The following is a 13,398-nucleotide window of genomic DNA, read 5'->3' as shown; positions in this document are numbered from 1 at the left end:
CTCTGGGGGCAATACTTGCAGTCCTCCGGACAGGCACCCGTCTTGATCGACAGCAATGTGCTAACTTGCACCTGGTTTGGATCAAAATGTTTTCTGTGGGCCAACTGGGCCTGAAAGACAAGATCGTTGAAAGGCTTTTGAAAAAGTGTCTCTACCTCTGACAGTGTCCAGTCATGGCGAATGGCGCTGCTGCCATAAGGGCTGGATAGATTTTCTGCTGGAGCCGGGCTGGTGCTGGACATGACATCCTCTGGGGAAGGGATTCACTTTGATAATTTAAAGATGCAAAAGATGATAACGTAATTACTATCACCGTCAATCTATGAAATCATTTAAAGTTTACAGCTGGTCTAATTTTAAACAGCAGGTGCAGATCAAATGCATTCTTTGCCGGGGCTTGACCACACTGGCCCAACCGCTGTGCCAATTATGCCTGGCCACCTGCCCTGCGCCACTGTGCTTTTGCTCCTGCTGCGGCCTGCCCATTCAAGACAGTGACACAGGAATATGTGGCCAGTGCCTGAAGCAACCGCCATTATTTGACCGCTGTCTTTCACCATTCCTTTACCAGTTTCCCGTCAACCGGATATTACAACTGGTAAAATACCAGTCCAGGCTGGAATTGATAAAACCAATGGTGGTATCACTGGCTGAATGGTTGATGGACTATTACAGCGATGATCACTGGCCAGAAATCATGCTGCCGGTGCCACTGCACCGCAACAGACTGCGGGAAAGGGGGTATGACCAGACGCTGCTGCTGACCAGAGCCCTGAAGAAACTGCTCTGCACCGGCGGTCTGGGTATTGACCTGGAAATTGATCAACAGCTGATCAAAAGAACCATCCACAGCGTGCCACAGCAGAGTCTGGATGCCATCGCCCGACAAAAAAACATTCGCAACGCGTTCACGTTAAACCGCAAACCGCCGTGGCACCACGTTGCCCTGGTGGACGATGTGGTCACCACCGGTGCCACGGTCAGTGAGATCACCAAACTATTGAAAAACAGTGGTGTCCAACGGGTGGATATATGGAGTATTGCCCGAACGCCCGAGACCTGATCACTGCTGAGGATAATTCAACCCTGACAACACCCGACTCAATTCAGCTATCAGCCGGTCAGTGGCCGTTGACAGCGCATCGACCAGCGCCGTGTAACCAGTACTGGCCAAAGGTTCCCTGAAGCTGAAGGGCTGAGACTTAAGCAGCGCTCCCTGACCATCCAGTAACGACCACTGCCCGGCGATCACGCCATAGCCCTGATAACTGCCATTAAATTGTTGCACGTTGACCAACAGCCTGGCCACTTCCGGCGTAGTCATCAGGGGAGTATCCGGTACTGGCCAGTAGCGGGTTTGCCCTTGCCGGAGACCCGTCAGCAGACGATTGGACAACTGTGTGGAAATATTCTCTGCCCAGAGATGGTGGCGGGCAACCAACACCTCAGTAGGCGACGTCTGATAGACAATGCCGTGACTGCCCATCAGGTTATCCATGGCCACAGGTGCCAGCCTGATGATTGGCTCTGACGCCGTAAAGTCGGTACCGGTTTTGCCTGGCACAGGCGCAAGAAGATAACGTGTTGTCTGCGGCGCAGGCGCACCACACCCTGCCAGCAAGAACAGGATAGCCGCAATGGCAAGCACTGCTTTCATGGGTTGCGTCCTTTGACGGGGATCGGGTCGGCGGTCTCTTTGGCGCCAAAAATAAGGGCGTCCGGCTGCGCATTCAAGGTCTGCAGCAAAGGTTCCAGCTGTCCCAGCGCCTGATTGATGCGCAACAGCACCTGGGCAATTTCTGCATAGTTCGTAGAGCCGGGACTGAACCCCTGCAAAATAGACCTCAGATCGGCCAGGATTTTATGGACAGTCTGTGGCAGTTGCCGTGTCTCTTGCTGCACCAGAAGACTGTCGACGTCTTTCAGGGTTTGCTGAAGTTGCTGACTCGCACCATCAAGATGCACCAGGCCCTGATTCAAATAATCAACCGTCTTGTCAATGGGCAATTTGTCGAGCCGGGTGAGAATATGTTCAATGTGCTGCTGCAACAGCACGAACTCGCCCTCGATGGTCGGGAATACATTGTATCCGTAGTACTTTCTGGTGTCGCTGGAGGTGGCAAAGTGCACTTCATCGGGATAAAAATCGATATCGATATACAAAGAGCCTGAGAGCAGGTTAGCCGTTTTCAGGGAGGCACGAAGGCCATTTTTAAAGGCATTGGCAAAGCTCTGCTCCAGCTGATCAATGGTTTCCCGGGAAGATGCCAGGTGATTGATACGCTCAACCTCAATATTGACCAGCACCGGAATTTTCATCGTGGCTACCGAAGCCTCGCTGCTCAGGACAAAAGGCACCTGCTTGACTGTGCCGATACGAATGCCGCGGTACTCCACCGGTGCGCCCGGCGCAAGGCCCCGCACGGAGTCAGTAAACAGCATGGCATAGGGGATCAGCTGCTCATACATATCAGCCTTGACATCCTGCAGGTTATCGTAGAGTTCAAACTCGGGCATGGTGCCACCGGTTAACAGCTCCCCCTCCGGAGAACCCTCAGGAACCGCAAAGGTAACGCCTCCGGCAATCAACGTTTCCAGGGAGGCAACATTGATATTGAACCCCCGTGCGCTGAAATTAATATCAATACCCGAGTTGAGCCAAAACCGACTGCGGGTCCGCAGCAGGCCGCTGTAGGTTTGGAAAATAAACAGCTGATAGGTGGCCTGATGCCTGGCCACGTCAAACCCGGTTTTCTCAACCCGCCCCACCACATAGCCTTCGAACATGACAGGATCCCCGATCGCCAGTTTTCCCGCTTCACTGGCAACCAGGATGATCCGGGTTCCCCTGATGTTGGGCCCGGCAACCGGAGGGGCACTGAGCATGACAAAATCCGAACGTCGCTCTTTTGAATCTCCGGGTTCCAGCTCTATGTAAGGACCTGAAAGCAGGGTTTCCAGACCGGTCACCCCTTCTGTACCAATGCGGGGTTTCACCAGCCAGAACTCACTGTCTTTACCCAGCATTCGCTCAGTGCCGCTGTCCATTCGAACCGTCAGGTCAATCTGACTGTAGTCTTTACTCAGTTTGACGGCGGTCACCATACCCACCTTGACACTACGCACCTTCACTTGGGTTTTGTCAGGCACCACGCCACTGGCTGTGGGCGAAGCCAAATGGATCTCAGGCCCCTGCTGGCTCAGGTACTGATAGACCATCCAGCCGGCCACAAGCACGGAGACAATCGGGATGATCCACACGGGAGAAAAACGTCGGTTTGGCGCTACCGTTGCCGTTGGTTGATCCATTAAAGCGCTTCCTTGTTGTCAAATCGCAGGCAGTCTTTGGGCGTCTTATGTCCATGACAGTCTGGATCCGAAATGTTTTGCCAGAGGATTCGTGGGTCGAAAAAACCGGTAGAAAGCAGGGTAAAGATCACCACCAGGGCAAAATAAAATACCGCCCGGCCCGGCGTAACGCCCATTAGCTCACCAAATTGGACCAACGCCGACAGGATGGCCACGACAAAGACATCAATCATTGACCAGCGCCCGATGACCTCAATAAACCGATAGAGATGCAACCGCTCAAGCACGACCTGTGACGCTTCTCCCTGCCTGCGCAGGGACCAGAGCAGGTGAGTCAAGATCAGCATCTTGGACAATGGCAGTATAATGCTGGCGGCCAGAATCACCAGCGCAACGGGGTATGAGCCTTCGTTCCAGAGAAATATCACGCCTTCCATGATGGTAGAGCCACTAGAGTCACCAAAACTGGTGGTGTACATCATGGGATACAGGTTAGCTGGAAAGTAAAAGATCAGTGATGTCATCAGTAACGCTGCGGTCAGTCGGATACTTTGCCCGGGGTTGTAGGGATACAGCCGAAAATGGCAACGCTGACAGTGCCCGGGTGCATCGACGTTGCTATCAGTGACGGGATTGATCTGGTTGCACAAACGGCAAACCAGATGATTACCGGTCAGATGGCTGTCTCCGGGCTGGACATCGCCAATACTGACCGGTGCAAACAGATAAGCGCAAAGCCAGTGCCGGTCAGCCATGCGGGAACATTTAACCACCAGCAGCGCAAAGAAAAAGTAAGTCCAGAAAGCGTTACCAATACTGATATCTGACAGGGAGGCCATTTTAATGATACTGACCAATGCCCCAATGAAGAAAATATCCACCAGCAACCAAGGCTCAATGCAGAAAACAAAACGGAAAAGCCGCTTCGCCCAGGCAGAATCCCCGGGGTGCTTTTGCACAGTTGCCGAGTACCAGGCCATGGCAAACAGGGTTATCAACCCCACCAAATAGAATGCGGGCAAAAAAATAATGGTCAGCAGCAATAATGAGGCCAGTGCCGCCTTATGGAAGTAGAAAAACACGATCAATACATCAATCAGGGCGACCTGCTGTGTTATGCCCTCCACATCTATGGCCATAAAGGGAAAGAAACAACTGACCACCTGCAGTATCAATGCCGCCAGGCCATAGGCAAATACTTTGGTATGACAGCCTTTTATTCGCACAACAAGCGAGTTACCACAGCGCGGACAGAAGGCGGTCTGGTCTTCAGGTAAATGGGGAACGCGGGAAACCTTGCCACACTCCTGACAGGCGGCAAGAAATGGGGAGTGGGAAATCATATTTGATGACTGCAGGAGCGACTGCAGGAGCTACTGACTGAAAGTGTTGCCAAGAATTATAGAGTTCAACTCAGTTTCTGCATGGCGGATCTGCTGACGTTCGAAGATGGCATGAGACCATTAATAAAGATAATTGCGTGCAAACGCGTCAATCTCTTCGGTCATCAACCGAAGCTGTTCTGAAAAAATTTCAACGCCCCGATGTCTGGATAACCCGGGATAGGTCTGCAGGTGATAGCGGCAGGGGTTCAGAACCCGGGCCGGTTGTAACTGGATCAGTTGACCTTTTTTGATAGCATCCATCACCAGGGATGTTCTGCCCATAGCAACACCATGGCCAAGCTCTGCCAGTTGCAAGGTGATATTGGACTGTCTGTACTTTTGCACATGGCTTTTGGTCAGGTCAACGCCCCGGGACTTTGCCCAGTACGCCCAGATATCGGAATAAGTATGCATTGCAGAGCTTACGTCGTATAACAGGGTCAACTCCGGCAGCTTATTGATGAATTGGCTGACATCGTCCGTGTTACCCTGAAAACCATGGGCCTGCGCAAACGCCGGGGAGCAGACGGGAAAGATGGCTTCAGTGAATAATCCAGAGTCCGGACTGTCTTGGGTGTAAACAATGGCCAGATGCGCATGGTGCAGAGAAAACTCCACCGGGTTTGATATGGCATTTACTGATAATCGAACATCGGGCATCACTTGCTCAAAGTTAATTAATCTTGGAAATAGCCAGCGAATGGCAAATCCCGGCAAACAGGAGACAATCAGTTCATCTTCACATTGCCTGCTACGCTCGGCGTAAATCACCTCGTTAATGCGAGTCAAGCTCTCATTGACCACCTGAAGCAGGGCTCTGCCTGATGGGGTCGGCACAATACTGCGGCCTTCCCTCAGAAATACGGCAAAACCAAGTCTGACTTCCAATGTTTTTATGCGCTGACTGACCGCCCCCTGGCTGACATTCAACTCAGCAGCTGCCCTGGTAAAACTGCCAAGCCGGTAACAACTCTCAAAGGTACGCAGGGTTTGCAGGGATGGCAGTGAAAACTTATTCATTAGTTTTTCTAATGGGTTGGTTATCAGAAAGGGATGGAATCACCGTGTTTCTATTTGATAATCTTCGGCTGACTACAAAACGGATTGAATTTGACCCAACTCGATTGAATTTCTTACCTCTCAATCGATAAGAATTCTAATACTGCAGTGAGGCTACCCAGGGATGGCCTCCAGGGGAGCTATGTATGAGTAGCATGTCGAAAAAACCGAGTTTTCACCACGCCTTACTGACCTTTGTAACCATCATCTCTGTCATTGGAATAGGGCTATTTCATTTGCAGACCAGTCTGCACAGCTTAATGCTTATCTGCCTGATTATTGCGGGATCAAGCGCATTACGGCTCGGTTACAACTACAAAGAAATCCAACAGGCCATGAATAATGGCATTAACAATGCCCTGTCGGCGATTTATATTTTTATCCTGATCGGGGTGGTTATTGCCGCCTTCATTGAAAGCGGTACGCTGGCAACATTGGTTTATTACGGAATATCATTCATTGATCCCACTTTTTTTCTGCCAACAGGCCTGATTCTCTGCAGCCTGATGTCGCTGGCAACTGGTACCAGCTGGGGTACGGTGGGGACAGCCGGGGTTGTTCTTATGAGCATTGGCGGCTGCATGGGGCTGCCGTTGCCGTTGATTGCCGGTATGGTGATTTCCGGCGCCTGTTTCGGTGACAAAATGTCCCCGGTTTCAGATACCACAAACCTGTCGGCAATGAGTTCAAAGACCAGCCTTTATGCCCATATCAAGAGCATGACCTACACAACCGGCCCTGTTTACCTGATCTGCCTGGCCATATTCACCTGGCTGGGCATGGAATACAGCACCAACTCCATGCCAACCGAACACCTGCACACCCTGATGACCACCCTGGAGCATCACTTTTCACTGAGCCTTGTCTCGCTGATGCCACTGCTGGTTATGGTGGTACTAAGCATACGACAAGTGGCTGCAGAAGTTACCATGATTGCGGCGGCGGGAACTGCTGTACTGCTGGCATTGCTACTGCAGGGAGCGGATATCAGTACAGTACTTGGCAGCTTGTTCAACGGTGGCAGTGTTCAAACCGGTGTAGAGCAGCTCGATAGCCTGCTGAGCCGGGGTGGTATCAGCTCCATGATGGAGACACTGTCACTGTCGTTAATGGCACTGGCTCTGGGAGGTATTCTTGATAGCTTTGGCTTTCTCAGGGTATTAATTACCAGCGTCGTACGTCGGATTAAACGCAGAGCCTCCCTGGTCACAACCACCATTATCGCGGTGTTTTTTGGCAACCTGACGATGGGAGAAGCCTACATGTCAATCATTCTTGGGGGGCAGCTGTTCGGTGACAGTTACGACGCCAGGCAGATTGATCGCTCAGTAATGAGCCGTTCCCTGGAAGAAGGCGCCACACTGACAACGGTGCTGATTCCCTGGACAACCGGAGGTGCTTTCTTTGCGGCCACCCTGGGAGTGCCGGTTCTCGATTATATTCCCTGGGCCCTGCTGAACTGGCTAAATCCTCTGGTTTCTATTGTTTTTGCTTACCTGGGCATTGCTTTATTCCGTTGCAGGGACAGCAAGGACGATACGCTGGCCAGCCAGATAGAAGTTAAATAAGAAACAATCAAACAAACAACAATCAATCAAACAAACAAACAAACAACCAGGCAACAATAACATTGAGAAGGAGAAGTACTCATGAGTCATAACGCACTGAATATGTTTGCAGATGTTTTCGCCCAAATGAGAGAGCTGCCAGCAGACCTTAGACAGGACCTTCCGGTGCTGCTGGTGAATCGCAAAGGCGACCATTGCTCAGCTTTTATGCGTACAGAAAACATCATTGGCCATGCGGAGCCGGGAAAAAACTATCGATTAACCTGGCAGGGCTTAGCACCAGAACCAATGGCAAACGCTGCGAAACCATTACCGGCACCTGTCACCCCTTCTCTGGTTAATGCCCGGGGAGAGTGGATCAAGGATGTAGATTTAACCACAAAGGATGCCAACATTCTGGGCGGCATGGGCAGTTTCTTTTTACCCGATGGCGAAGAGGAACTGGTTATCCCCAGAGCGCAAACCACCCGTGAGCACCTGGCTTTTTATGGCTGTCAGCTAATTAAGGTTGGCGAACAAGTGAGTTTTGATTCTACCGGTAATTTACCGGTCACTATTACTTCCATCGGTGAGCAGTATGTTGATTCCTATTTGATGGATCAGGACAAGGGTGGAGGAACCTATCTTGAGGTTCATGACCGCCCGCATCTGCATATGCCCTTAAACAAGGATGCCGGAGGATATTTGATTATTGGCAGGCATACTCAGGAAGGCGACTACTTGATGTCAGCATTTCAGGTTCCCTTTGGTTATGCCATTGTCATGGCGCCATGGGTTATTCATTCCGATGCGTATCTGGTTGGGCGCTATCTGGTTATCTATTCTGCTACACCTGAGTTCTCAACGGTCATAATTCGTAGAAAGAATGGAGATTTAGCACCGATACGTTTTTCAGGCAGTATTCACTAGGGAAAAAAGGCTCTTGGGATATTTTATTCAGTCCGGGAAAAGGTCGCCGCCCGCTGCCCGCAAAAGCACAAGCAGCTCCGGCTTTTCGGGTAGCAAACAGCGTCAGTAAAATGTTGAAGTTATTTCGGGATATCTCCTTGCCTGCAGAATTCCCCCGGCGTCAGTGGCCAGCCTGCAATATTGGTTATAGAATCCCCTGCACAAAACTCAGACGCCATCGGAGGCTAGCATGAACACGCCTACTCAACATCCATACGACCAGCTGACGCCTGACCAGGTGCTGGACGCCGTTGAGAGCGCAGGATTTCTGAGTGATGCCCGCATTATGGCTTTGAACAGTTATGAAAACCGGGTTTACCAGGTAGGCATTGAGGAACGTGAACCCCTGATTGCAAAATTCTACCGCCCTGAACGCTGGTCAAAAGACCAGATTCAGGAGGAGCATCAATTCACCCTGGATCTCAAGGCGATGGAATTACCGGTGGTTGCCCCGATCATGGACGCAAAAGGCAATACGCTGCATGAGTTTGCTGGCTTTCTGTTTGCCCTGTTTCCCCGCCAGGGTGGTCACGCCCCCGAGCTGGATACCCCGGACAGCCTGTTGACCCTTGGTCGTACCCTGGGACGAATGCACAAACTGGGATCAGCCAGTGATTTCCAGCACCGCCCGGCAATCAACTTGCAGCGATACGGCATTGATAATGTGGAGTATCTGCTGGCAAACGATTTTATTCCAGCTTCTCTGCTGGAAGCTTACCAGACCCTGACCCGGGACTTGCTCCATCGTCTGGAACTCGTCAATCATCAGCATACCTGGCAATCCATTCGTGTCCACGGTGACTGCCACGGCGGCAATATTCTCTGGCGCCATGAGGCGCCACACTTTGTGGATTTTGACGATACCTGTATGGCCCCGGCTATTCAGGATCTCTGGATGCTGTTATCCGGAGACCGCCGGGAGCAGACCCTGCAAATGGCCGAGATTCTCGCAGGCTACACGGAGTTTATGCATTTCAGCCCTTCAGAGCTGAATCTGGTGGAATATTTCCGTACCCTGCGACTGATCAATTACAGCGGCTGGCTGGCAAAGCGCTGGGATGACCCCGCCTTTCCCATGGCCTTCACCTGGTTTAATACCGAGCGATATTGGGCCGAACATATTCTGGAATTGCGGGAGCAACTGGCAGCCCTGGACGAGCCACCACTGTCAGTTTTTGGGCAGGTTTAGGTTTATCACACAGCGTACCAGGAATGCAGTTTTCTTCCATCGTGTCCTTTGTGGCGCCAAAAAAAACATCATAAGCAGCCCTTCCTTGAAAGACTTTCACCACAAAGGCACAAAGGAAGAAAAAAGAAATCTTTCCTTTGTGTCTTTGTGGTTAAAACATCAGTCCTCGTCAAACCGGTAAGCATCCGGTGCCAGGTTTTCAAAGCGGGTGAACTGGCCAATAAACGCCAGTCGGCAGGTACCAATAGGACCATTACGCTGCTTGCCGATGATGATTTCTGCCACCCCCTTATACTCGGTATCCGGGTTATACACCTCATCCCGGTAGATAAACATGATCACGTCGGCGTCCTGCTCGATGGCACCGGATTCACGCAGGTCGGAGTTGACCGGGCGCTTATTGGGTCGTTGCTCAAGGGACCGGTTCAACTGCGACAGGGCGATAACAGGGACATTGAACTCCTTGGCAATGGCTTTCAACGATCGGGAAATTTCCGAGATTTCGTTGGTTCTTCCCTCACCAAAACCGGGAATCTGCATCAACTGCAGGTAGTCGATCATGATCAGGCCCAGATCACCATGTTCCCGCACTACCCGGCGAACCCGTGAACGCATTTCCGAAGGGCTGATCCCCGCGGTATCGTCAATGAACAGCTTCTTGTCCTTGATTCGCTCAACCGCCGACAACAGCTTTGGCCAGTCTTCCTCTTCCAGCTGGCCGCTTCTTACCTTGGACTGGTTGATCCTGCCCAGAGAGGAAAGCATCCGCATCATCAGCTGCTCACTGGGCATCTCCAGACTGAACACCATCACGCCCTTGTCACTGTTCAGCAGGGCATTTTCCACCAGGTTCATGGCAAAGGTAGTCTTACCCATGGATGGACGGGCAGCAACGATCACCATATCAGAAGGCTGGAGACCGGAGGTCATTTCATCCAGGTCTTTAAAGCCGGTGGTGGTTCCGGTAATGGCATTACCGGCATTAAACATCTCATCAATTTTCTTGACGGTGTTTTCAAGGATTTCCCGAACCCCCATCGGCCCACCGGTATTTGGGCGTTCTTCGGCAATATTGAACACCAGCCGCTCGGCTTCATCCAGAATCGCCTGGCTGTCTTTCCCTTCCGGATTGTAGGCACTGTCGGCAATCTTTTGGCCAGTGTTGATCAGCTTGCGTAAAACTGAGCGTTCATAAATGATCTCGGCATACGCCCGGATATTCGCCACACTGGGAACACTGCCTGCCAGCTCCGCCAGGTAAACCAGCCCCCCCACTTCATCCAGCTCCCCCCGGTTTTCCAGAATCTCGGCAACGGTCAGCGGGTCAAAAGGCTTGCTCTCATTACTCAGTGCGCCGATGGATGCATAGATACGCCGGTGCCCCGGATTATAAAAGTCATCCGACGTCAGTTTATCAACCACCCGGTCCCAGGCCTGGTTATCCAGCATCAGGCCACCGAGAACGGATTGCTCCGCTTCGATGGAGTGGGGTGGTGTTTTTATGGCAACCGTGGCTGCATCGAGGGGAAGCTGCAACTCATGGGGACGTACATCCAGCATAGTGACGATCTGAGAAAAGATTGAATGGTGAATCAGAATAACCGATTGCAGCCCTGAAAATACAGTCGCAATATCTAACCATATTGAATCATATATTTCTGGCCTTAATGATTCTGTCCTAATTGAGACATATTACTGAAAAACCACTGGCCGGCGAGATGATTGCTTCTTGAGCAGCGATTGTCTGAAGCTCCCATTCATTTCGACGCAGTGTTTCTTTCAGGATTTCATAGCAAGCATTGTTGCAATGCTCAAATGCATCAACAGGAGACCAGCCCTTCAGTAGCCCGCCGGTAAATAACGCTGAAATAAGATCTCCGACACCCACAGGGTGCCGGGCAAATTCCAGATTCGGACGCTGGGCCAGATAGCAGTGTTCACCACCCGCCAGCATCATGGAAAAACTGGACGCTGAAAGGCTGTGGAGATGCTTGACCAGAACCATGTCAGGACCTTTGCTCAAGGCAACCTTGCAGGCATGTATCGCGTCTTCCAGAGAATCAATCGCTACGCCGGTAAATTGGCTCAGCTCAAACTGGTTCGGCACGATCACATCCGCTAAAGGCATGGCCTTATCAATTAAAGCTTCTGCGACGCCAGCAGGCACGATGCAACCCTTTTCAGGAGAACCCATCACCGGGTCGCAAACGTAAAGTGCCTCAGGGTTTTGCTGCTTCACCAGAGACACCGCATTGATAACGGCCTGACATTGATCAATATTACCCAGATAGCCAGAAATAACCGCCTGGCAACCCTTCAGTACATGAATTGCATCAAGTCCGCTGACCAGCTCCGAAATAGTCTCTGCCTTAAATGCACATCCTCTCCACCCCTGTGGGTATTGAGTGTGGTTTGAAAACTGCACCGTATGTAACGGCCAGACTTCAAACCCCATACGCTGCAGGGGAAAGACAGCAGAACTATTGCCAGCATGGCCAAAAACGACATGTGACTGGATAGATAAGACGCCTTTCATCAACCTTCCTTAACCTTCCCCTCTTAACCACTGAACGCAGCAACTATTCGACGGACTTCATCAGCATCTGGCGCATTCAAACATTGCCTGGCCAGTTCAGCAAGCGCTGTGCAGTTTTGATTGATCAGTACTTTTTTAATTTTCAGTACCGAAGGGGCCGACATACCAAACTCGTCCAGCCCCATGCCTGCCAATATCAACGCCGCCTGCTCATCACCGGCAAATTCCTGTGCTACATGAATAACCGTCTTGCCAATGGCAATGCCTTCTGACGCAATAATTCCGTTCAGCCTATTGTTTGATATCCCGGGATTCATGGGGGTAGTGGATTCGCCGCTATTTGTCGGGACTCCGGAATTCGCTTTTTGTACGCCATCCATACTTTCCATACTTAATGTGCGGATGGCATTGGCCCGCTCTTGGGGTTTCATGCTCTACTCCAAATGGTTCAATCAGGCGGCCGTCGTTTTGGTGATGCCAGTGATGTGAGTTTCGATCAGCTCAGCAATGCTGTCTTCATCATTACTGCCAATGAATACATTGGCTTGGGGCTTCAGTGGTTCACTGCAATGACCCATGGCAACACCCAGGCCGGCAAACTGAATCATGCTGATGTCATTGTCGTTATCCCCGACAGCAATAATGTCCTGACGATCAATGCCCCATTGCCCGGCCAGCATTGATAACGTGCTTCCTTTCGTGTTGCCATTGTTGGCAATATCCATGCGATCAACCCAGGAGCGCTCACAACTGAATTCATTCAGGGAAAGAATATGCTGATAGGCTGCCAGGAACCGGTCCTGCTCCGGGTGAGATAATACGAATTTGTGAATGGCTTTCGACGACACCATAACCCGTAGAGCGTCGTCTATTTGCCTGATCACGGGTTTTACTATTTCAGGCTGTTTACCGGCCCAGTGATACAACTTTTCCATGTGGGGATTCATCACTTCAAAGGTCATGGCATCCTCCACATACATCAAAATATGTAAATTTTGCTCCCGGGCAATGTGAATAATGCGCCGGGCCTGATCTTTCGATAACGGATGACTATAGATGGGCTCAGGCTGACTATAGTCCATGATGTAGGCCCCGTTGCAACAAATCGCCGGGGTATCCAGCCCAAGCTCATAATGATAAGGGCGTGCAGCAACATGATGGCGCCCTGTAACCAGAACCACCTTTACCCCAAGCTGCTGCGCAGCTTTAATCGCTTTTTTTGAACTTGCAAGAATGTCACCCTTGCTATTAAGCAAAGTGCCGTCCAGATCAAATGCCAGTAGTTTGTAGTCAGGTGTTATCATTGATCGTTCCTTTAAGCGGAAAATCATTATCAATAATCTTTGCGTACCAGGAGGCTGTCCGAGAATAGACTGCCCTGCGCGGCAACTGCTCCTGCGTTGC

12 protein-coding genes and 1 pseudogene are annotated in these 13,398 nt (G+C 51.1%); 4 read left to right on the top strand and 9 right to left on the bottom strand.

Annotation, left to right across the window (positions count from 1 at the left end):
* Positions 1–242 (bottom strand): annotated as a pseudogene (locus KDK14_RS01490) (biotin synthase); the annotation flags it as partial.
* Between the two features lie 80 nt (positions 243–322).
* Between KDK14_RS01490 and KDK14_RS01485 the strand changes: the two are divergent.
* Entirely contained in the window at positions 323–1,063 is a 741-nt protein-coding gene (locus tag KDK14_RS01485) for a ComF family protein (protein ID WP_257263244.1), read from the top strand.
* On the opposite strand, the gene KDK14_RS01480 is transcribed toward KDK14_RS01485, so the two are convergent.
* From KDK14_RS01480 to KDK14_RS01465, 4 genes are all read right to left on the bottom strand, one after another.
* Positions 1,064–1,657, bottom strand: coding sequence for a membrane integrity-associated transporter subunit PqiC (locus tag KDK14_RS01480; protein WP_257263243.1), 594 nt, complete (start codon positions 1,655–1,657; stop codon positions 1,064–1,066). It abuts the gene before it with no gap.
* On the bottom strand, positions 1,654–3,309 hold the full coding sequence (pqiB, locus tag KDK14_RS01475; RefSeq protein ID WP_257263242.1) for an intermembrane transport protein PqiB: 1,656 nt from the start codon (positions 3,307–3,309) through the stop codon (positions 1,654–1,656). The genes KDK14_RS01480 and pqiB overlap by 4 nt, the downstream gene beginning before the upstream one ends.
* On the bottom strand, positions 3,309–4,652 hold the full coding sequence (locus KDK14_RS01470) for a PqiA/YebS family transporter subunit (protein ID WP_257263241.1): 1,344 nt from the start codon (positions 4,650–4,652) through the stop codon (positions 3,309–3,311). Before KDK14_RS01470 ends, pqiB begins: the two co-directional genes overlap by 1 nt.
* Positions 4,653–4,772: 120 nt before the next feature.
* The gene (locus KDK14_RS01465) at positions 4,773–5,714 is read right to left on the bottom strand and encodes a LysR family transcriptional regulator (protein WP_257263240.1); all 942 of its coding nucleotides are present in this window, start codon (positions 5,712–5,714) and stop codon (positions 4,773–4,775) included.
* A gap of 185 nt (positions 5,715–5,899) precedes the next feature.
* Between KDK14_RS01465 and nhaC the strand changes: the two genes are divergently transcribed.
* From nhaC to KDK14_RS01450, 3 genes are all read left to right on the top strand, one after another.
* On the top strand, positions 5,900–7,321 hold the full coding sequence (nhaC, locus tag KDK14_RS01460; protein WP_257263239.1) for a Na+/H+ antiporter NhaC: 1,422 nt from the start codon (positions 5,900–5,902) through the stop codon (positions 7,319–7,321).
* 81 nt (positions 7,322–7,402) lie between these two features.
* The gene (locus KDK14_RS01455; protein WP_257263238.1) at positions 7,403–8,230 is read left to right on the top strand and encodes a hypothetical protein; all 828 of its coding nucleotides are present in this window, start codon (positions 7,403–7,405) and stop codon (positions 8,228–8,230) included.
* 229 nt (positions 8,231–8,459) lie between these two features.
* Positions 8,460–9,458, top strand: coding sequence for a serine/threonine protein kinase (locus KDK14_RS01450; RefSeq protein ID WP_257263237.1), 999 nt, complete (start codon positions 8,460–8,462; stop codon positions 9,456–9,458).
* 159 nt (positions 9,459–9,617) lie between these two features.
* On the opposite strand, the gene dnaB is transcribed toward KDK14_RS01450, so the two are convergent.
* The 4 genes from dnaB to KDK14_RS01430 form a co-directional block, all read right to left on the bottom strand.
* A complete protein-coding gene (gene dnaB, locus KDK14_RS01445) occupies positions 9,618–11,018 on the bottom strand; it encodes a replicative DNA helicase (protein ID WP_257263236.1) in 1,401 nt (466 codons plus the stop codon).
* A 118-nt stretch (positions 11,019–11,136) separates the two neighbouring features.
* Complete coding sequence (gene pdxY / locus KDK14_RS01440) at positions 11,137–11,994, bottom strand: pyridoxal kinase PdxY (RefSeq protein ID WP_257263235.1); 858 nt, start codon at positions 11,992–11,994, stop codon at positions 11,137–11,139.
* Positions 11,995–12,017: 23 nt separating this feature from the next.
* Entirely contained in the window at positions 12,018–12,425 is a 408-nt protein-coding gene (locus tag KDK14_RS01435; protein ID WP_257263234.1) for a putative PEP-binding protein, read from the bottom strand.
* 21 nt (positions 12,426–12,446) lie between these two features.
* On the bottom strand, positions 12,447–13,298 hold the full coding sequence (locus KDK14_RS01430) for a Cof-type HAD-IIB family hydrolase (RefSeq protein ID WP_257263233.1): 852 nt from the start codon (positions 13,296–13,298) through the stop codon (positions 12,447–12,449).
* Positions 13,299–13,398 lie beyond the last annotated feature (100 nt).

This window comes from Endozoicomonas sp. ONNA2 (genome assembly GCF_024606365.1).
GTDB lineage: Bacteria > Pseudomonadota > Gammaproteobacteria > Pseudomonadales > Endozoicomonadaceae > Endozoicomonas.
The sequence above is the reverse complement of the archived record's forward strand: the minus strand, read 5'-3'. Positions and strand labels throughout refer to the sequence as shown.